Source organism: Moraxella sp. VT-16-12 (assembly GCF_002224245.2).
GTDB lineage: Bacteria > Pseudomonadota > Gammaproteobacteria > Pseudomonadales > Moraxellaceae > Moraxella.
Genome location: NZ_NKHK02000015.1, coordinates 1 through 21,029 on the forward strand (window position 1 = coordinate 1; position 21,029 = coordinate 21,029).

The 21,029-nt window shown below is 40.9% G+C and carries 19 protein-coding genes and 4 tRNA genes; 15 read left to right on the forward strand and 8 right to left on the reverse strand.

Annotated elements, in window-relative coordinates; genetic code table 11:
• The first annotated feature begins 826 nt into the window (after positions 1–826).
• From CEW93_RS10180 to fic, 4 genes are all read left to right on the forward strand, one after another.
• Positions 827–1,324 carry a hypothetical protein gene (locus CEW93_RS10180; RefSeq protein WP_143822788.1) on the forward strand — a complete coding sequence of 166 codons (498 nt, stop codon included), beginning with the start codon at positions 827–829 and terminating at the stop codon, positions 1,322–1,324.
• Entirely contained in the window at positions 1,321–1,644 is a 324-nt protein-coding gene (locus CEW93_RS10185; RefSeq protein WP_089540294.1) for a hypothetical protein, read from the forward strand. The genes CEW93_RS10180 and CEW93_RS10185 overlap by 4 nt, the downstream gene beginning before the upstream one ends.
• A complete protein-coding gene (locus CEW93_RS10190) occupies positions 1,637–3,562 on the forward strand; it encodes a DUF3987 domain-containing protein (protein WP_089540296.1) in 1,926 nt (641 codons plus the stop codon). Before CEW93_RS10185 ends, CEW93_RS10190 begins: the two co-directional genes overlap by 8 nt.
• 612 nt (positions 3,563–4,174) lie before the next feature.
• The gene (gene fic / locus CEW93_RS10195; protein WP_089540298.1) at positions 4,175–5,260 is read left to right on the forward strand and encodes a protein adenylyltransferase Fic; all 1,086 of its coding nucleotides are present in this window, start codon (positions 4,175–4,177) and stop codon (positions 5,258–5,260) included.
• A 618-nt stretch (positions 5,261–5,878) separates the two neighbouring features.
• On the opposite strand, the gene CEW93_RS10200 is transcribed toward fic, so the two are convergent.
• The 4 genes from CEW93_RS10200 to CEW93_RS10215 all read right to left on the reverse strand — a co-directional run bounded on the left by CEW93_RS10200 (position 5,879) and on the right by CEW93_RS10215 (position 6,304).
• Positions 5,879–5,953 (reverse strand) — tRNA-Thr (locus tag CEW93_RS10200).
• Positions 5,954–5,967: 14 nt separating this feature from the next.
• Positions 5,968–6,041: transfer RNA gene (locus CEW93_RS10205), tRNA-Gly, on the reverse strand.
• Positions 6,042–6,065: 24 nt separating this feature from the next.
• Positions 6,066–6,149, reverse strand: a tRNA-Tyr gene (locus tag CEW93_RS10210).
• Positions 6,150–6,228: 79 nt separating this feature from the next.
• Positions 6,229–6,304: transfer RNA gene (locus CEW93_RS10215), tRNA-Thr, on the reverse strand.
• Between the two features lie 328 nt (positions 6,305–6,632).
• On the opposite strand from CEW93_RS10215, the gene CEW93_RS10220 reads away from it, so the two are divergent.
• Genes CEW93_RS10220 through CEW93_RS10240 form a run of 5 tightly spaced genes read left to right on the forward strand, consistent with a single transcriptional unit; the run spans position 6,633 to position 9,735 of the window.
• Complete coding sequence (locus CEW93_RS10220; RefSeq protein ID WP_089540300.1) at positions 6,633–7,535, forward strand: YafY family protein; 903 nt, start codon at positions 6,633–6,635, stop codon at positions 7,533–7,535.
• Between the two features lie 29 nt (positions 7,536–7,564).
• Positions 7,565–8,527 carry an ATP-binding protein gene (locus tag CEW93_RS10225; RefSeq protein ID WP_089540302.1) on the forward strand — a complete coding sequence of 321 codons (963 nt, stop codon included), beginning with the start codon at positions 7,565–7,567 and terminating at the stop codon, positions 8,525–8,527.
• A complete protein-coding gene (locus CEW93_RS10230) occupies positions 8,524–8,880 on the forward strand; it encodes a hypothetical protein (RefSeq protein WP_089540304.1) in 357 nt (118 codons plus the stop codon). The genes CEW93_RS10225 and CEW93_RS10230 overlap by 4 nt, the downstream gene beginning before the upstream one ends.
• A gap of 1 nt (position 8,881) precedes the next feature.
• Complete coding sequence (locus CEW93_RS10235) at positions 8,882–9,277, forward strand: hypothetical protein (protein ID WP_089540306.1); 396 nt, start codon at positions 8,882–8,884, stop codon at positions 9,275–9,277.
• On the forward strand, positions 9,277–9,735 hold the full coding sequence (locus CEW93_RS10240; protein ID WP_089540308.1) for a hypothetical protein: 459 nt from the start codon (positions 9,277–9,279) through the stop codon (positions 9,733–9,735). The genes CEW93_RS10235 and CEW93_RS10240 overlap by 1 nt, the downstream gene beginning before the upstream one ends.
• A 23-nt stretch (positions 9,736–9,758) precedes the next feature.
• Here the strand turns inward: CEW93_RS10240 and trpE are convergent, their stop codons facing one another.
• The 3 genes from trpE to CEW93_RS10255 form a co-directional block, all read right to left on the reverse strand.
• Complete coding sequence (gene trpE, locus CEW93_RS10245; protein ID WP_089540310.1) at positions 9,759–11,264, reverse strand: anthranilate synthase component I; 1,506 nt, start codon at positions 11,262–11,264, stop codon at positions 9,759–9,761.
• Between the two features lie 325 nt (positions 11,265–11,589).
• Positions 11,590–12,411 carry a putative RNA methyltransferase gene (locus tag CEW93_RS10250; RefSeq protein WP_089540312.1) on the reverse strand — a complete coding sequence of 274 codons (822 nt, stop codon included), beginning with the start codon at positions 12,409–12,411 and terminating at the stop codon, positions 11,590–11,592.
• Positions 12,412–13,038 carry a DedA family protein gene (locus CEW93_RS10255; protein ID WP_089540343.1) on the reverse strand — a complete coding sequence of 209 codons (627 nt, stop codon included), beginning with the start codon at positions 13,036–13,038 and terminating at the stop codon, positions 12,412–12,414.
• A 349-nt stretch (positions 13,039–13,387) separates the two neighbouring features.
• Here CEW93_RS10255 and CEW93_RS10260 point away from each other — a divergent pair, with 349 nt between their 5' ends.
• Entirely contained in the window at positions 13,388–14,164 is a 777-nt protein-coding gene (locus tag CEW93_RS10260) for a M15 family metallopeptidase (RefSeq protein ID WP_089540314.1), read from the forward strand.
• A gap of 14 nt (positions 14,165–14,178) precedes the next feature.
• The gene (locus CEW93_RS10265) at positions 14,179–14,565 is read left to right on the forward strand and encodes a hypothetical protein (protein WP_089540317.1); all 387 of its coding nucleotides are present in this window, start codon (positions 14,179–14,181) and stop codon (positions 14,563–14,565) included.
• Positions 14,566–14,763: 198 nt separating this feature from the next.
• Here the strand turns inward: CEW93_RS10265 and CEW93_RS10270 are convergent, their stop codons facing one another.
• Positions 14,764–16,350 (reverse strand): peptide chain release factor 3, encoded by a 1,587-nt coding sequence (locus tag CEW93_RS10270; RefSeq protein ID WP_089540318.1) that lies wholly within the window; start codon positions 16,348–16,350, stop codon positions 14,764–14,766.
• Positions 16,351–16,670: 320 nt separating this feature from the next.
• Here CEW93_RS10270 and CEW93_RS10275 point away from each other — a divergent pair, with 320 nt between their 5' ends.
• The 4 genes from CEW93_RS10275 to CEW93_RS10290 all read left to right on the forward strand — a co-directional run bounded on the left by CEW93_RS10275 (position 16,671) and on the right by CEW93_RS10290 (position 20,849).
• Entirely contained in the window at positions 16,671–17,675 is a 1,005-nt protein-coding gene (locus CEW93_RS10275; RefSeq protein WP_089540320.1) for a tripartite tricarboxylate transporter substrate binding protein, read from the forward strand.
• A gap of 74 nt (positions 17,676–17,749) precedes the next feature.
• Positions 17,750–18,193: a tripartite tricarboxylate transporter TctB family protein gene (locus CEW93_RS10280; protein WP_089540322.1), complete on the forward strand. Its 444-nt coding sequence runs from the start codon at positions 17,750–17,752 to the stop codon at positions 18,191–18,193.
• 9 nt (positions 18,194–18,202) lie between these two features.
• Positions 18,203–19,705 (forward strand): tripartite tricarboxylate transporter permease, encoded by a 1,503-nt coding sequence (locus CEW93_RS10285; protein WP_089540324.1) that lies wholly within the window; start codon positions 18,203–18,205, stop codon positions 19,703–19,705.
• Between the two features lie 97 nt (positions 19,706–19,802).
• A complete protein-coding gene (locus tag CEW93_RS10290; protein WP_089540326.1) occupies positions 19,803–20,849 on the forward strand; it encodes an AbrB family transcriptional regulator in 1,047 nt (348 codons plus the stop codon).
• The last annotated feature ends 180 nt before the right edge of the window (positions 20,850–21,029 follow it).

Below are 21,029 nucleotides of genomic sequence, written 5' to 3' on the forward strand. Positions count from 1 at the left end.
TACCTTACCAAGAAACCACCGACCCAAGATGGGGCAAGGTTAAGATGTATCACAAGGACATATTGGCAGAAGTGTTTAGGATTGGTGGGTATTTGCTAGACGTACCAACACATAACACATGAGATACCCTAGCCTTTCAGGTGAGTATGGATTGTATGCCGAAGCCGTTTTTACGGCTTTGCCCCAAAGGTCAGGGGTGGCAAAAAGTTCACACCCTTTGGTGCTATGACCGCCCACCCACTCAAATTTTTATAACCGCAAAATTAAAAGTTTGGGTATGGCATTTCAATTTGGCATCTAGGGGCATTTTTGGACACCTTAGGACTGATTGATTTTGAGCAAAAGTAGCAAGTTATCAAGGCAAATCTACTCAAAAATCATCAGATTTGTGGTGTATTTCACCAGTATATGAATTGCCATAGGGTGATTTTGACCCCCAAATGTCAAATATCAGATTTAAAATCTAAAATTCACTGGGTGAGCTGATGGGGGGCATCAAAAAATCTTGGCAAGCCGTTTGTTGGACACCACGCCCCATCTTACGCATAAAAAAAATTGATTGTAGTGAAAAATCTCCATTTCTCCAAGCTCCATAAAAAAAGGGAGCGGAAAAATCAATGACTTATACCAAAGGTCAATAGCTCAACCATCATGGAAATCGTGATGATTGGTGATGCCCTTTGACATGATGGGTTTCATAAGTTTACGAAACGCAAATAACCTTAGGCAGTCTCACGCGCGCGTATGTGTCGGAAAAGTCTTATTTAAACAAAACCCCCTTGCCAATCGGTACAAGGGGGACATCACAAAACAGGAGTATTTTACCATGAGTAAAATTGTATTTAAAGACATATTAAATGAATTTATTTCACTTGATAAGTACCTTATAAATCAGGATAATGTAGAAAATTTCTCTATATATTCTTGGTGCACTAGCACTACGAAAGCACGGACCGTTGTGCTAAATAAAAAATATATATTTATTATAAACATAGCTATAATAATGTATGTTTTGATGGTTAGGACACTTGCAAAGAGTTCAAATCTAAGCAATAATACCGCCACTACTAAAACAATAGCGGTCATGCCAAGCCGTCATACTTTGGCTATTTTTATGCCTAATGCCACCTGTGCATTAAGTGCATTTATCACGTCATTACTAGATACTTGCATAAGCAGGCTATCAGCAGTTTATGGCGGGTTGATAGGGGTAAATACAAGACCGAAAGGGAATAGCCCCAGCCGTCTATTGTCGGTAGTTGAGACCTGCCACCCTATTTGGGGTGGTGCTTTACTAACTAAAACAATAGGAGTATTCGCATGAGTACCAAACACACCCCACAGCCTACCAAAGGCAATCCCACCCAAACCACCACACAACCTAACAAGACCATCACCAGCATTGATGATGCTGTTAAGGTGTCAGCATGGGATTTGGAAGACACAGAAGACACATTAGAAGCCATTCAAGGTGCTTTTGATGACATTGCCACCGCATTACAACTTATCGGACGTGGCAACCTACTACCCTACCAAATCCAAGCCCTAGCACACATCACACAGATTTATGCTTTGGAATGGGGCGAAACGGCAGACAGAGAACGCCAAGCCGTCAATAAGATGTTAGGGGGCAAGCATGACTAAGACCACCTTATTTATTGACACCCTACCTGCTTACACTGGGAATATTTATCATGATGACCTGCCATGTGTGGACATTAGCCATGTGGTAGATGCTGATGGACTAGATGGCATGACAGGTCAAACAGCAGGCATTAAGCTATTTGATAAAGATGGCAAGCCAAAAAGTGTGCTGATTTATCCTAATGGGCGTAAATCCTACCCATACCCCCAAGCTAAGGGGGTGGCGGTGGTGTATGGGGAATTATCCAGCCCCATTCATGCCGTCTTGGGATTAGACAACGCCCAAGCACTCTATAACGCCCTACAAGGCACATCTAAGGGCGGTGCAGTAGTTAGCCTACCCAACCACCTAGAAACGTCATTTAAGGCGGTTTTAAACACATTTAAGCCCATTTGTGTTTATACCACTCATGATAAGCCCATAGACTATCCACATGGTGATGTGATAAGCCATATTGCTCCTTTATCGGTAGCATTGGCAAATGAGACATTGGCAGAGATGATGGCAGGTGATGGGGTTAAAGTCCACCAAGCAGATACATGGGGCGAGCTTGCCCCATTGGTCAACTCTACCAAGCACCATAACCCCTACCCAGTAGATGCCTTTGGTGAGCTGGCAGGGGTGGTAAAAGCCATCAGCCATCACACCCAAACACCGCTTAGCATGGCAGGACAAAGCGTATTGGGGGCATTATCCACCATTGGACAAATGTTTGTGAACGCTCCTTTTGGCTATGAACATAAGCCAGTCAGTTTGTTTTTGCTCACCCAAGCCCCATCAGGGGGCGGTAAAACCCAAGTTAATAAACTGGCATACAAAGCAATCCATGACCACGACAAACAAGCCTACAAAGAGTTTATAGAGCTGATGGACGAATACACCCAAGCCAAAGAAACCCTAAAGAGCAAAGAGCGAGCAGACTACCTAGCCAGTACTAATAAACCCACCAATCCCACTACCACTTTAAAAGATGCCACCATAGAGAGCATATTAGATAGATTTATCATGATGGAAAGCTATAATCAGTCTTGGGCATCTGATGAAGCAGGGGCGTTTTTTGGTGGTCATAGTATGAAAGCTGATACCAACGCCAACGCCCTAACCAGTTATACCACCCTTTGGAGCAGTGGCGAAGCTCACCGCATGAGAAGTAGCAGAGCCAAAGGAGCAACCTACCATACCAATGCTTATAACTGCCGTATCACCCTAGATTTGGCAGGGCAAGCGGTAATTATAGAGCCAGCACTCAATGACCCCTTGTTAAGTGGTCAGGGCTTGTTGGCACGGTGTCTGTTCTCTTTTGAGCCGTCTTTGATTGGGCAAAGAGACTGGCTCACCGAAACCAACCCCTACCAAGACTACATCTTAAAAAACTATTGGCAAAGATGCACCGCCTTACTTAATCGTGGTATGCCCACCCATGCAGACGGCACACCACACCGCCATAATATGCCCTTTGGTCAAGGGGCTAAACGAGCCTTGCAGGAGTATCAGCAAAAGATAGAGCATGAGCAAGCCAAAGGGGGCAGATTAGAGCATTATACCGCCTATGCCAGCCGTATTGCTACCCTACTAGCCTTTTTTAGTGATAGTGAGTGTGTGGAAGTGCGACACCTGCAAGGGGCGTTTGAGCTGGTGGAATATTCTATGTCAGAAAGGATAAATTATAGTGATATGGCAGATAATGAGCCTAGCGACATACAGAAGTTATTAGCGTGGCTTATTAAACGGTGCAAGACTAAAAAGACTGATTGCTTAAATTGGAGCGTAATTTATATAGGTTGCCCCAAGCCTATGCTAAAAAACAGCAAATACCTAAAAGAAATTTTAGAAGTTCTTGAGAATGCTAGTTATGTTTGCATAGAAATGAAAGGCAAAACTAAAATCATTAGGTTAAATCCTGAAATTTTAGTATAAACTTAAAAAACCGTTCCTATTTTCCTAATATAGCCCTTTATACCTTATGGTTAAAGGGTTTTGTTATTAGGAACGATTTTTTACAATTTTCCTAATACAATCAACGAAACCTTACAGTTATTGGGATTTCACCATTTAGGAAAGATTTTTCCAACTTTCCTAATTCAATAGTATTTTTTTCCTAATTTCCTAACAAAACTATCATCATTTAAGAAAATAGGAAAGCAATTAGGAAAATTAGGAAAATCATTCCCAACCTAGTAAAAGCCTTACTTATCAAAGGATAGAGCCTTATGTTAGGAAAGTTGCTTAAAATCGTTCCTAGTATATAAGCCCTTATCAGTCAAGGCTTGAAAGGGGAAATTAGGAAAATAGGAACGATTTTTTAAGTTTTATATAAATTTTTTAACTTTGCCTAAACAGCCTAAATGCCCTAAGATGAGCTAAATTATGGTCTTATTTGGAGCTAGCTACAAAAGCACCATCATAGATGCTTTTTCATGTTTACGTTTTGCAATTTCTTAAACATGACAAGGCTATCATGTTTACGCCATAAACATATCCATGCTATCATGTTTACGTTTTGCGATTTTATAAACATGAGAACACCCCATGACATGGCAAGCCAACCAACCCTATAATGATTTACCCCTATTACCACCCAGCCAAGATGTAGAGACCAAAGCCATTTTAAAGCTATGTGTAGAAGCACGAGCCAGCCTAGCAGGGCTTAGACAGGCAGGTGAGTTAATCCCTAACCAAGCCATGCTCATAAACATTATTCCCCTACTAGAAGCCCAAGGCAGTAGTGAGATAGAAAATATCGTTACCACCACCGACAAACTGTTTCAATACGCCTATGATGACAGCCACAGCGACCATGCCACCAAAGAAGCCCTAAGATACCGCACCGCCCTTTATCAGGGCATACAGGCGATTAAAACACGCCCCCTAACTGCCAACACCGCCTTAGATGTCTGCCAAACCATCAAAGGTGTTACATTGGGGGTGCGTACTGGCAATGTGGAGCTTAGAAACCATCTAGGGCAAACCACCTACACCCCACCCAATGACACCGCCACCATTCATGCCCTACTTGCCAACTGGGAGCAGTTTTTACACGCTGATGATGACTTAGACCCTTTGGTTAAAATGGCGATTGCTCATTATCAGTTTGAAGCCATACACCCCTATTTTGATGGTAATGGACGAACTGGCAGAGTGATAAACATTTTGTATCTGATTGATAAAGGCTTGCTAGATTTGCCCATTTTGTATCTAAGCCGTTATATTATCCAAAACAAGGCAGGTTATTATCAGGGCTTACTTGGCGTAACAGAGCGGTCAGACTGGCAAACTTGGCTTAGCTATATGCTAACAGCCATCAAAGACACCAGCGAATGGACAACCGCCAAAATACTAGCCATCAAAGAGCTACACCAGCACACCGCCCATATCATCAAAGACAAAGCAGGGCAGATTTATAGCCGTGAGCTGGTGGATTTAATCTTTGAACAGCCTTACTGCCGTATTGGTAATGTGGTAGATAAGGGCATCGCCAAACGCCAAACTGCCAGTAACTACCTATCCAAACTGGTTGATATTGGCATATTGCAAGAAGTCAGAGCAGGTAAAGAGAAGTTATTTATCAATCCTGCTTTGATGAGCCTGTTACAAAGTCATGATAACACTTGGTAAAATGGCATCTAAAATGCTAAATTCTGTGGTAAAATACCTTGCATATTTGTTAGTTTTGCTCAAAATTGGGAAAAACATCAAGAAATATCACCAAACAACACTAAGAATTTTTATGGATAATTCCAAAATAACGGTCCGATTACGGTCCGATTTTTTATATTTACCCCATCAAAAAAAAACAGAAAATTAGCCAAAAATAGGGGTCATATTATTTTTTGTTGGTATATTTGTTGGTATAGAAAAATTATGCTCAATATAAGTTATTGAAAATAATAATAAAATAATAGTAGTTCGGTAGTGTTTACGACCGTCTATGAACCCCTTGAAATGCTTATATTTCAAGGGGTTTTGCTTTTTGATACATTATTTTGAGTGTTTCTTATATAAACAATCAAAAGTTATGATAAAGAAACCTTTAAAATCAAAAAAACGTGATTTCTTATCAAATTAAACTTATGTTTAACAACAAGCGTTTATCATCACTCCAATGTGGCAACCAATGCCTTTTTGTGTGGTTCTGATATTCTTATGATGCTAATTCTTGACATAAATTATCTTTATTTATGCATTTTTCACACAAAAAACCCTTGAAACATCAACATTTCAAGGGTTTATATATGGAGCTCTTATCGAGAATTGAACTCGAGACCTCTCCCTTACCAAGGGAGTGCTCTACCGCTGAGCTATAAGAGCAAAATCTGAAATTATGGAGCGGGTGGCGGGAATCGAACCCGCACCATCAGCTTGGAAGGCTGAGGTTCTACCACTAAACTACACCCGCAAGGGTATTTTGGTAGAAAATAAATGGTGGTGGGGGAAGGATTCGAACCTTCGAAGCTTTCGCGACAGAGTTACAGTCTGTTGGGTTTGACCGCTCCCCAACCCCACCAACTTAGACAGGCATTCTTTTAATGGTCTGTTAAAAGATTAAGCCCTAGTATTGGGCTTACCTGAATATTTCTTAGGAGTGGTGCCGGCTGCCGGAGTCGAACTGGCGACCTACTGATTACAAGTCAGTTGCTCTACCAACTGAGCTAAGCCGGCGGTATTTCCTAAGTGGTGCGTATAATAACACAATTTAAAAATCATGCAAGCACTTTTTTAAAAAAAATTGAAATAATTTTATAAGATTTTGATTTATATTATTTTTTTATTTTTAAATCATCATGTGGTGATTTGGTCAAACACCCATGCGCCAAACAATAACACATCATCTCATACAAATACAAAACCTATGAATAAAAAAATACACATTTTATTTTTATCAAAAGCAAAAATGGACACAACCTGTCCTATTGGCCATTTATAATGTCTACATTCTTTTTTAACAAAAAAGATTTTTAAGCGTCTTATCGTATATAGTAGCACCCAAATGAGTATAAAAGGCACAAAAGGCAAACATGAACGACTGGCAGAAAGGTTGGCAAATATTTTTCACCGCCTAAATAGTGGTGAATCCCTAAACATCCAAGACCTTGCCCATGACCATGGCGTATGTATCAAAACCATTCGCCGAGACTTGCTTCGCTTAGAAAGCTATCTGCCACTGATTCGTGAACGTGGGGCAGTATATTTGGATAACCGGTGCAAATCTGATTTGACCCAAAAAGAGTTTTATGAGTTGGTTGAATTGGTGGGTATTGAATTTTTGTTGCCAAGTATGGACATTGGTTTTTTAAGAGAGCTTATCAAACAAAAATCTAACGGCTCAATTCAAATCAAAGGTTATGAATATGAAAACAGCACGGTTTTATCCGAGGTGATAAAGCTGATAAAACAAGCGGTTTTGGATAATAAAGTGATTGTTTTTGAATACGCCAACACCATTCGCACCGTACAGCCTTATAAACTCATCAACCATCGTGGTTGCTGGTATGTGATAGGCACACAAAACGGCAGTGATGATATTAAAACTTATCGCATAAGCAAAATCATCAACCTAAGTTTAACCAAAAGTCAATTTAAAATCAATGATGCCATTAAAGATAAGATTGATGATAATGGTGGGATTTGGTTTGGCAAAGAGCTGATTAAAGTAGTGATACAAGCGGATAATTATGCCAGCGAGTTTTTTAGACAAAAACACATCTTACCCAATCAAAAAATCATCAGTTCATCAAACGATGGTAAGTTGTTAATAGAAAGCCATGTGTATCAAAAATTGCAGATTTTCCCCATGATACGCTCATGGATACCGCATTTGACCGTCATTGAGCCAAAACAGTGGCAAGATGATCTGGAAAATGAACTAAAAACATATTTAAATTTATCATAAATTTAAATTCATCATAAAAAGGAAATGCTATGCCAATTAATACAAATTCTTTTTTTAACAAAAAGTCCAACTCACCTATTGATAACCCTGTGAACTCACAGGAAAATAAACCCAAAACACCTCCAAAAATTTCATTTGAATTAAGTGAAGCATTATATCAGATGGATGATTTGGTTCTACCCGCCAAAACCAAGTCCGAATTGGAACGTGCCATTGGACTTAGGCAGTATCAAAAAGAAGTATTTGATGACTGGGGATTTGTTGATACTCATAAATTTGATAATAAAATGATTATCAATCTCTATGGTGAACCTGGCACAGGAAAAACCATGTCTGCTCATGCCATTGCTCATGCACTTGGCAAAAGGCTAATATTGGTAAATTATGGCGATATAGAATCAAAATATGTTGGAGAAACACCAAAAAATATCCAAGCTGCTTTTGAATTTGCCAAAAATAATGATGCCATTTTATTTTTTGATGAAGCAGATGCCATTTTAAGTCGCCGTGTAACCAATATGACAAGTGCAACCGATACCAGTGTTAATCAAACTCGCTCAGTCATGCTAACATTGCTAAATGATTATAATGACACTGTAATTTTTGCGACCAATTTTATCAGTAATTATGACCCAGCTTTCATGCGTCGCATTCTGATGCACATTGAATACACGCTACCTGACGAAGAAACACGAATACATCTGTTTAATAAATACATTCCCAAAAAATTACCTCACTCTATTGATATTACACAGATTGTCAAATTATCCGATGGACTGAGCGGTTCAGACATCTCAAATGCCATTTTACTGTCTGCATTTTCAGCAAAAACAGATAAAATGGACATTGTTACCCATGAAAATCTAAAAAACAAAATAGAATCTATCCAAAAAAGCAAAAGAGAAAATTCTGGTACAAAAACCAAGGTTAATACAAGAATTGTCTCAGAAGAATATGTTAAATCTCAACTTAATGACGGAGAAAGTCTATGATTCCCTTTTTGGTCGCAGGTCTCATTGCGGGCGTGGTGGTTGTATCAGTATTTTGGAAAGAAATCAAATCATTTATTCAGGCGAGTATTGAGCGTATTAAATCACATTTAATACCCAGCCTAATTGTTGGTTTTAAAACTTACCTTGAAACAGGTAATTCCAAGCTTGCAACACTAAAAGCATTACAAAAATTCTTTTCTAAAAATGAACGAGGCAATTGGCAGGAAACTGTTGTTACACGAGAAATATCGCCAAACGAAATCCCAGAAGATATTCGTAGAAAATTAGAAAGAACCAACTCGCCTGTTGATATTACTGATGAAGTGCAATCTGAACTACATTTGGAGATATGAAATGAATAAAAACAACGACTTTGATACTGAATTTGAACAGTTTGTTGAGAATGTCATCACCCAAAAAATACTGCCAAGCCTTATAGCGCACAACCAAAAATCAGCCTTTGACTTCATGTCATGTTTTTCCAAAAGCACCGATAAGTTTATCTTGCAAGCTGAACGTGATGAAAACCTAAACTTTATTACAGGTCATGCCACATTGAATTATTTGGAAGATAACACCATGCAAGTCTCTTTTGATTTTTACTTTCAAAATTCACAGGGTGCTTGGATAAACAAAAAAAGCTCCACCTCAGTATTTAATGTAGATGAACACCTAAATGCACAAGCAAAACTGGCGTTAATAGAAAATAAATCATTAAAATTTGATATTGACAAACCCACGGAGCAATAATGGAAATCATCATTTCTTTGATAATAGGCTTGTTCATGCTTGCGATTGCATGGGCAATCTTAAAAAGAATTTGGATTTTTATTGTTTTTGCTATTATCGTTGGGGGCATCTCTTGGATAATACAATATGGTTTGAGCTTGCTTGACTTTGATGTGCCATTATGGTTAATATGTATTTTTATCGTAGTTGGGTTGGCATATCTTGGTTCAAGTAATGAGAAAAAAGCCCATAAAGCTGTCGCTGAATATTTTGACACCTACCAAATGGGCGAACTTGATGACATTCGTGCATTTCTTGATGAAAAATCCATTGAATGTGATGAACAACTACTCAGTGAAATCATGAACAAGTTGTTGGAAGAAACTCAAATCAAAGAAGAGCTGCCAGGCAAATTATGGCGTTCAACAAAAACAGAAGGTTTTTTAGTACCTGTTGAAACTGTTCATCTTAAAATTTGAATTGATTTAAGAGTAACCCCCAATCAAATATCTAGCCCCCCACACGCCATCTGAACCGCTTTGACGATGGCAAGGGCTTTTTTGTTGGTCTCTTCCCACTCTGCCACAGGGTCGGAGTCTGCCACCACGCCTGCCCCTGCTTGGATATGCACTTGTCCATCTTTTAGCACCGCTGTACGAATGGCGATGGCAGTGTCCATGTTGCCTGACCAACCCAAATAGCCCACCGCACCACCAAAAATACTACGGCGAACAGGTTCAACCTCATCAATGATTTGCATGGCTCGGATTTTGGGTGCTCCTGACAATGTGCCTGCGGGAAATGTCGCACAAAATACATCCAAAGCGTCCTTATCAGCACGCACTCGCCCTTCCACATTACTGGCAATATGCATGACTTGTGAGTACCGCTCAATAAACATTTTATCCGTTACTTTCACTGTGCCAATCTTGCACACCTTACCAATGTCGTTTCGTCCAAGGTCAATCAGCATCAAATGCTCGGCGATTTCTTTTTGGTCTGATAACAGCTCAGCTTCCAACGCCAAATCTTCTTCATTATCTACGCCACGTCGTCTTGTGCCTGCCAAAGGTCGCACGGTAACTTGGCATTCATCGCCCACTTTTTCAATGCGTGATAAAATCTCAGGGGACGCACCCACCACATGAAACGGTTCACCGTCTGCTGTCTCTCCTTGCACCAAAAACAGATATGGCGATGGATTTAGGTAACGCAATGCCCGATACACCGCCAATGGGTCGCCATCAAATTCCCCTGACAAACGCTGGGCTGGCACTACTTGCATGACATCGCCTGCTTTGATGTATTCTTTAATACGATTCACATCGGTACAAAATTTATTTTGCCCTGTCTGCGACACAAAGTGTGGCAAAGGCTGTTTTTTAACCGATAAATCAGGCTTATGAGCCAAAAGATTTTCAATGATGTCCAGATTTTTGCGTGCTTTTTTGTAGCCGTCTTTTTGTTTTGTGTCAGCATAGACGACAATGGATAAAGTGTGTTCTAGATTATCAAACACCACCACCTGACTGGATAAAGTCAGCCACATATCAGGCAAATTTAGTGGATTGGGCGAATTTGATACACCCACAGATGGCTCAATCACCCGTATCATATCATAACCAAAATACCCAACAAGCCCACCACTGAACGCAGGTAACTCACTGACCGTCTCTTGTGTTGGCATTTTGTACTTTGCCATAAAATCACGAATAAACTCAAAAGGATTTTGCTCACTGGTGATGACTTCATCTGTTTTGGTATTTTTTAATACCACTTTGCCATCATGGTATTGTATGACAATGTCCGAACCAAGCCCAATCATAGAGTATCTTGCCCAACGCTCACCACCCACCACCGACTCAAATAAATACGCTGAGCCAAAAAACTTGCGTAAATTTGCAAAGACCGATACAGGCGTGGCATCATCCATCAGGCGTTTTTTAATCAGAGGAATATGCGTATATCCTGCTTCGGCAAGGGTGATAAATTGGTCATGAGTCAGCATAAATCTTCCAAGTGATAATTTTTTAAATGGCTATTATAACTTAAATCACTTGTTAAAATCACACAAAATTATCACAAAAAAGGGTTACTCACGGTATGGTTATTTATCACAGCGCCAACAAAATAGCTTTTAGGAACATAAACATTCATCACCTGACATTTAACCGTCTTGGATTGTCAAGATGGCTGATGTTGTTAAAATATGGGCAGCCAACGTTTTATCGTTTGCGGTGATGATACATCAAGATTAAATTGTGGGCTTTGGAGATAGATGATTTTTACCCAAAAAGAGCAATGTGCCAATTAAGTCATTTTATCAATTAAGATTAAACTTTTTTAAATAAATACACACAAAACGCTGCTGTTACATGAAAGTTGTTTTCACTTTTTAAGGCTGTCTTTTTGTCGAGTTTTGCTTTGTAAGCATAAGGGGTCATGTTCATTAAATCTGTTAAATTTTGGCTATCTAATATCATTGCATGACTGATTTGCCATTCATTTATTAGCCTAAACTCAGGGGCAAGCTCATTTATAAACTTGGTGGGATTGTGGGGATTTACTCTATCAAATAACCTTTGACGCATGGCATACAAATGCTGTGGTGCAGGGGTCGCCATCAACAGATAACCATCTGATTTTAACACATTCAACATCTGTCCCTTAGGCAAAGGGCTAAAAAAACTTGTGCAAATGTCCACACTGTTTTGTGCCACAGGTAAAATAGCTCCTGTGCCGACCACCCAGGTGATGTTTTTACCAGACAACTGATTTTTATAAGTTTTTGAAGCAGTAATGATGGCAGTTTTGGCAATGTCCAGACCAATCACCCGCCTGCTGTGATGAGCCAAAACGCTGGTATAATACCCTTCGCCACAACCAATGTCCAACACGGTATCTGGTGATAAATCGCTCATGATTTGACCTATTTTATCTTGCAGTGGAGCATAAAAGCCACCTGCCAAAAAACGCCTGCGAGACTGTACCGAGACGGTGGTATCACCTGCATTGTGGCTGTTTTTGTGCTGAACCACGTGCAAATTTACATAGCCGTCTTTGGATAAATCATAACTGTGGCGGTGCTGGCAGATGTAGGATTTACCACACAACACCAAATCCGTATGACAAATGGGACAAATTAACATGGCGATTTATTTTAATTTACGATGGCGGATAATCTCTACAATCATTGGCACAACCGACACCACAATAATGCCAATCATAAAAAAGGTAAAGTATTTTTTAATAAAAGGCAACTGCCCAAAAAAATAACCCAGCATGGTAAAAGACACCACCCACAAAATCGCCCCGATAATATTATAACGAGCAAAATCCTTATAAGGCATATTACCCATACCGCCGACAAAAGGTGCAAAAGTACGGACAATCGGCACAAAACGTGCGATGATGATGGTGCGACCGCCATATTTGGCGTAATAGCTCTGGGTTTTGTGTAGATAGGCTTGTTTAAAAATTTTAGAATCAGAATGCGAAAACAAGCGTCTGCCAAAATGTTTACCAATCTCAAAATTGACAAAATCACCAACAATCGCCGCAATGATAAGTAGCACCATCAGTAGCCAAACATTCATCTCACCCACCGCCGCAATCGCTCCTGCGGCAAATAACATGGAATCCCCCGGCAAAAATGGCGTAACCACAAGCCCTGTTTCACAAAAAACAATGACAAATAAAATGGCATAAATCCATTTGCCGTGATTGTCCACCAACTCTTGCAAATGCTCGCCGATGTGCAAAATAAAATCCACAACACCCAAAATAAAATCCACGACTTGCCCCAATTAAGCCAAATTGTTTATTTTAGCATGGTTTGATGATTTGTAAATAAATTGTTCAGCACAAAGATGAGTGCCGATAATCATGATTGTTCATTTTCTTATCAAGCCAAAACAAGCATTTCATTTATCATTGCTCATCAATAAAGGTGATGTTTTCAATCAAAAATGGTGATGCTACTGTCATCTATTTTTATAAATCCACAAACAAAGAGCTACAAAAATAAACCACAAAAAACCAAATGATGGCTTGAATAATATTTTAGATATTGCTAATATAAGTTTGATACCACATATCTAAATCAGCCATTTTTTCTTTTAGGATAACATCATGCGGTCGCTTTTTATGATGGTTATGTGTGGCATGGTCGCCCTACCGGCTTATGCCCAAATCAATATCGCCAACTGCTTAACCAAAGCCTATCCTGACAGCATTAGTGCCGTACAAAATAACACCATCATGTTTAAAAACGGCAAAACCCTAGCCATCGGCAAAGTTAGCAACGCACCATTTACTGAACGTTTAAAAAAGGCTTCTGTTGCCGACCAGCTTTCGCAAACTTATCCATTGGATTTTAAAGCACCCAAACAATACCAAGATGCAGGACGTCTAAGAAACGATGAATTTTTTATCAATATGTATGGCGGTACATCATCGGCGGTAAATGCCAATTTGGTCAAAGTTTATTGGCAACCTGCCAAGAAAAACCTACAATTTACCAAAGTCAATGGGGCTGCCAACCAACTTAAAAAAGTTGGTGATGAGATTGCCCAAAATCCTGTGCTGAGCAAATATGTTGCCACGTCATTAGGCACGTTCAACTTTCGCAAAATCGCTGGCACAAATCGTCTTAGCACACACAGTTTTGGCATTGCGGTGGATTTTCACCTACCCAAACATCTGCACAAATACTGGCGTTGGGATGGTTGTAAAAGTGAAGATAAAGCCTGCCCATTTCCACAAGCCGTATTGCAAGAGCAAAACCTAAATCAAGTGGTACAAATTTTTGAAAAACATGGTTTTATTTGGGGTGGCAAATGGGCAAGTTACGACACGCCACATTTTGAATATCGTCCTGAATTACTCATCAAAGAATGTCGTTCTTAGCTATGGGAGTTTGTATGAAAAAACTATTGACTTTACTTGCCATCATCACACTGGCTGGCGTTTCTACCGCTCACGCAAAATATCTATGCTCTTATACCGCTTATATCAGTCAGGGTGATAAGTATAATTCTAGTGGCAAATTTCTCGGTTCACACGCCAACCGTGCAACCGCCGCCGCCATTTTACAGCAAGACCGTGCCAACGCCCATCGCTTTACTGAGTTAAGAGATGAAGGCGACAATATAGACTGCTATTTTAATACCACTCAAAAACGCAAAAAAATGGCAGCCATGCTACAAAAAGGCTCCATTTCACAAGCGGCCATCAATGACATTGTGCATGGCGACCCTGTGGTCAATGTGGAAGTTCATCACGACCGTGTTCATGTTACCATAGAATAAAAAGTAGCCAAAAAGACTTTGTAATAACCACAAAGTCTTTTTAATAGCAAATCAAAATGGGTTAATTTTTGTGTGTTTGAGCAATATAAAATTAAGTTTTTCTATTTATTGACATCACCTTTATCAGATGATGATGCACAAATTTAAAGCTTGTATTGAAAAAGCAAAAAGCCAAGCGTAAATGCTTGGCTCATCACATCAGTGCTCCCGTGTCGCTCTAAACGCCACTTCTGGATACCGCTCTTGCATGAGCTGTAAGTTCACACGACTTGGAGCCAGATAAGTCAGATGGCCACCACCATCTATGGAAAGCTGGTCGTGGGCTTTTTTCTTAAATTTTTCAAAAGCTACTTTGTCATCACAATGCACCCACCGCACCGTGGCGATACTAATCGGCTCAAAAGTGCATTGCACCTTATATTCTTCTAGCAATCTGTGTGCCACCACTTCAAATTGCAGTACGCCCACCGCCCCCAAAATCAAATCGTTGTTGATTTGGGGCATAAACACCTGCGTTGCCCCTTCTTCGGAGAGCTGTTGTAAGCCCTTTTGTAGCTGTTTGGATTTCATCGGGTCTTTTAGCACCACACGGCGAAACAGCTCAGGAGCAAAGTGCGGAATGCCTGTAAAATTTAAGGTCTCACCGCTAGTAAAACTGTCGCCAATCTGAATCGTACCGTGATTGTGCAAACCAATAATATCGCCAGCATAGGCTTCGTCTAGCGTCTCACGGTCGCCCGCCAAAAACATCAATGCGTCCGACACTCGCACTTCTTTGCCGATACGCACATGATTCATTTTCATGCCACGCTCGTATTTGCCTGAGCACACTCGCAAAAACGCCACACGGTCGCGGTGCTTGGGGTCCATGTTGGCTTGGATTTTAAAGACAAAACCCGTAAAATTTGGTTCATCTGCCTTGACAGTACGCTCAACCGCTTCATGGTCTTTGGGTGATGGGGCGTACTCGGTCAAGACGTCCAGTATCATATTTACCCCAAAGTTACCCAGTGCCGTCCCAAACAGCACAGGCGTTTGTTTGCCTGCCAAAAACTCACGCTCGTCCCAATCTTCGTAAGCCATCTGAGCCAGTTCAATATTTTCTAAAAACTCATCCCACAAGATTTGCCCTAGGCGTGCTTTGATGTCGTCGTGTTCATAGCCGTCTCGGCTCTCAATGTCGGTGATTTGCGAGCCAAAGCCTTTTTTGTAAAAGTAAGTTTTGCCATCCACAAAACTATACACTCCCACAAAATCCTGCCCCATGCCAATCGGATAAGCAAACGGCACACATTTAATCTTTAAGACGCTTTCTATCTCATCAAGTAGTGCTAGTGGATTTTGAATCTCACGGTCAAGTTTATTAACAAAGCTGATAATCGGCGTATCACGCATCCGACATACGTCCATTAGCTTAATCGTCCGCTCTTCTACGCCCTTTGCCCCATCTATCACCATCAAGGCACTGTCCACAGCGGTGAGCGTACGATAGGTATCTTCTGAAAAGTCAGCGTGTCCAGGGGTGTCAAGCAAATTTACCATGTGGTTTTTATAAGGAAACTGCATGACCGATGTGGTGATAGAAATGCCCCGCTCCTGCTCCATGCTCATCCAGTCGGATGTGGCATGGCGGTCGGCTTTACGTCCACGCACTTCACCCGCGACTTGGATAGCCTGCCCCCATAGTAAGAGCTTTTCGGTCATGGTGGTTTTACCAGCGTCAGGGTGAGAGATGATGGCGAAGGTGCGGCGGGTGTTGATTTTATTTAGAAGATTGGTTGTCATTTTATGCCTTGTTAATTTTATGCACACAATATGTACAATTTTTTTGCATTAAACAAAAATAAATGTGCTGTATTATATCTCAAAATGTATTTTGTTAATATAAAAATAAATGTCCAAGACACATTATTAAAGCATTTTTATTTCTACTTTATCCAAAATATTTTTTATTCATACATTGCCACTGGTTTTATTTCATTTTATTAATTAAATTATTTGATATTTTTATATTGACACAAAGATGGTTTTGGGATATTTTTTTAAAGCTTCACCATAAATTTGGTATAGCCATTCACACAATGATGCTCTAAGGAACCAAGCTCATGACTTTTAAAAAATATGCCTTGCTCACCGTAGCTGTTTGTAGCGCTCTAACACTGACCGCTTGCAAAAAGGACGAAACACAAGGATTTAGCCCCGCCAAGCCTGAATGTATTGCTCCTGCCAAACCTGGTGGTGGCTTTGATTTGACTTGTAAACTTGCCCAAAGCGGTCTAAAAGACACAGGACAACTTGACAAGCCCATGCGTGTTACTTATATGCCAGGGGGCGTAGGAGCGGTTGCTTATAACAAAATTGTTGCCAATGACCCTGCCAACAATGATGCCATTGTAGCTTTTTCAACTGGCTCGCTGCTTAATCTTGCCCAAGGCAAGTTCGGTGAAAACTACACCGAAGACAATGTGCGTTGGCTCGCTGCCGTAGGTACTGACTATGGCATGGTGGCTGTCAATGCTGAGTCCCCCCTAAAAACACTTCAAGATTTGGCGGATGCCCTCAAAAAAGACCCAAAATCTATCAGTTTTGGTGCTGGTGGTAGCGTGGGTGGTCAAGATTGGCTACAAACTGCCATGATGGCAAAAGCTGCTGGTATCAACCCCAAAGACATGACTTATGTTGCCTTAGAAGGTGGCGGCGAAGCTGTAACTGCTGTGCTTGGTAATCATATCAGCGTAGTTAGTGCAGGCATTGCTGAGATGGGTCCACATATTGAATCTGGTAAAGTGCGTGTATTAGCAGTATTTGCTCCTAACCGCCTAGAAGGTAAACTAAAAGACATTCCTACTGCCAAAGAACAAGGTTTTGATGTTGAATGGCCAGTGATTCGTGGCTACTATATGGGCCCACAAGTGAGCGAAGAGTCTTATACTTGGTGGAAAGAGCGCTTTGATGCGATGATGGCTGATCCCAAATTTGCTGAGCTGCGTGCTTCTCGTGATTTATTGCCCTTTGCTATGACTGGTCAAGAACTACAAGACTATGTCAAAAAAACCACCAACGAAATGCGTGAAATTTCCAAAGAATTTGAGCTAACCGAAACCAAATAATATTTTGTGGCTCATCAAGCCATCAACCGTACAGACAAAGCAAGACTTTGTCTGTATTGTTATAAGGATATTTTATGAACACAAAATTAGAACGTTATTTTTCGCTCGCATTGCTATTGGCAAGTTTATTTTTGCTATATATCGCATGGGGCTATGTTGCACCAATTGCTTATGACCCACTAGGTCCACGCCCCTATCCTGTATTGATTTTAGGTCTTATGTCAGGATGTACTTTATTTTTGGTGGTACGCCCAAACATCAAACCCATCAACCTAGGTTATACCCCCAAACTATTAAAACACCTTGGTATCTGCTTGGCGACGCTGATTGGCTATGCCCTATTATTTGAAATTTTAGGCTTTCCACTGGCAACAGCAATCATGGCGTTTGTTATAGGCAAACTCTTTGGTGGCAAAACCGTACACTGTCTCATCTCTGGTGTGGTCATGGGCGTACTGCTATATTTGTTATTTGACCAAGCCTTAGATGTGCCTTTGCCACTTGGCTTTTTTAAATAAGGGAGCATCATGGATACCTTAAACTATTTACTATCAGGCTTCGCTGTTGCTCTGACTCCCACCAACCTTCTTTTGGCACTCATTGGCGCTTTTTTAGGTACGATTGTTGGCATGCTCCCTGGGCTTGGTCCCATCAATGGTGTTGCACTGCTGCTACCCTTTGCTTACGCTCTAGGCTTACCGCCAGAATCAGCTTTGATTTTACTGGCAGCTGTATATCTAGGTTGTGAATATGGCGGACGTATTTCAGCAATCTTAATCAATGTGCCAGGAGATGCTGCTGCCATCATGTCCACCTTAGATGGCTATCCGCTTGCCAAAAAAGGTCAGGCAGGCGTTGCTTTATCATTATCAGCGGTCAGTTCATTTACAGGCAGTATCATTGCCACCATTGGTGTGGTGCTGTTTGCACCCTTGCTTGCCAATTGGGCAATCGCCTTTGGTCCTGCTGAGTACTTTGTCCTAATGGTCTTTGCCATTACCTGTCTTAGTGGCTTAGTGGGCGATCAACCCATCAAAACAGCCGTAGCAGCATTGATTGGTCTGGCTTTAGCAACCGTAGGTGTAGATGCAGTTACAGGTGTATATCGTTTCACCTTTGATTCAGTCAATCTGTCAGATGGCATTCAATTTACCACCATCGTGATAGGTTTTTTTAGTATCAGTGAAATTTTAATTTTACTTGAACAAACCAGTACTGGCCAAAAAGCCTTAGAACAAGGCAAACGTGCATTCTTTAACTTTAAAGAATTTATGTTCAGTCTTGGTGCGATGATACGAAGTGGCGTTGTTGGCTTTGTGGTGGGGATTTTACCAGGAGCAGGAGCGACCATCGCCAGTGCCATGACCTATACCAACGAAAAAAAGCTTGCTGGCGAGTCAGGTACGTTTGGTGAAGGGGATTTACGTGGTATTGCTGCACCAGAAGCAGCCAATAACGCTTCTGCTTGTGGTTCATTTATCCCAATGCTAACCTTAGGTGTGCCTGGTTCTGGAACCACAGCAGTAATGATGGGAGCTTTGACACTATACAATATCACGCCTGGTCCACAGTTATTTAGTGAACAGCCTGACATCGTATGGGGTCTGATTGCTTCACTGTTTGTTGGTAATGTGATTTTGCTGATTTTAAACTTACCGCTTGTCGGTCTGTTTGCCAAAATGCTCAATACACCAAATTACATTTTAATCCCCGCCATCGCTGCGGTGAGTTTTGTGGGTGTCTATGCCATTCATAGCACCACTTTTGACCTTGTATTAATGGTGGCACTTGGTATATTGGGGTATCTTTTACGCAAACTACATTTTCCATTATCTGCTTTGATTTTGGGCTATGTGTTGGGTGAACTCATGGAATCCAGCTTACGTCGTGCTCTTTCAATTTCCCAAGGCGACCTGAGCGTATTGTTTCATGGCAACATCACCAAAGTATTGTGGGTCTTAGTTATCTTTATGGTGCTACTGCCCATCTATCGCAACTTTCGTAGCAAAAAACCCAAAACTGTTGCTTAGATTTTGATGACAACACATAAAACAGCTGCTTTGATTGGTGGCTGTTTTTTTGTTTTTAGTATATATTACTATTTATCATGTCATTTTAGGAATATTTATGGCAAAAACACTACAAGCATATGTGCCAAGCTTTATAATTGCACTCATTGGCGGGGCTTTTGCCAATATTTTAGGATTGCCGATTCCGTGGTTACTTGGCTCATTATTTACTATGGCAGGATGTAGCCTAGCAGGACTACCCACAAAAAGTGCTGGTTTTAGCCGTAAGGCAGGTTTGATGGTCATCGGCATATCTCTGGGGCTATACTTTACACCACAGATGGCTGTGCTGCTTGGGCGTCATGCTTATTTGATGGTGGCGGTAGCACTGTTTAGCATATCGCTTGGATTTATTGGTGCCTGGATTATCTATAAAATGGGCGGGGTTGATTTTAAGACGGCATGGTTTGCTTCTGTCATTGGTGGCGCGAGTGAAATGTCAAATTTTGCTGAAAAACAAGGAGCAAGAGTAGACCAAGTGGTCGCCGCTCACTCATTACGTGTGTTTTTGGTGGTAACCAGTGTGCCATTTTTCTATCAGTTTATGGGCTATCGTGGCGGTGATGATGCTTTTTTAACATCCAATCAGACAGTGAGTATTTTTGGACTAATGTTATTACTGACCCTTAGTACAGCCACCGCCAAACTTTTTGAAAAATTTCACTTATCAAACCCTTGGACATTTGCTCCACTTTTGGTAACTGTATTGCTAACTGCAAACAACATACATCTGTCTGCCATACCAACATGGCTATCTGCTTTGGGGCAAGTGTGCATTGGTTGGACATTGGGTACCAAGTTTCGCTCTGACTTCTTTGCCACCGCTCCTCGCCTGCTTCTTGCTACTGCCGTTAGTGTCATGGTGCATTTGCCCTTAACAATGGCGGTAAGTCTCGGTCTTGCTTACCTGACGGGCATTGACGCCACCATTTTGGGCTTGGGTTTTGCTCCTGGTGGCGTGGCAGAGATGACCATTACTGCAAAAACATTACAGCTTGGCGTACCGATTGTTACCATGCTCCATGTGGTGCGTATGATAGCGGTCATTAGCACAGCAGGGATTTTATATCATTGGCTTGATAACTGGCTTTATAATAAAAAGTAGCTCTTGATAAATTTTTAACCAAATAAAACCTGCATACATTTAACCCCAAATTGCTATCATGACAACAATATTGTAAAGACAATTACACTTTTAAGGTTGTTTGTGTGTTTAATCACAAGCTGACTTTAAGCCAATTTTGATAAAATTTACATGATTTATGCTCATTAAGCACAGTCATCA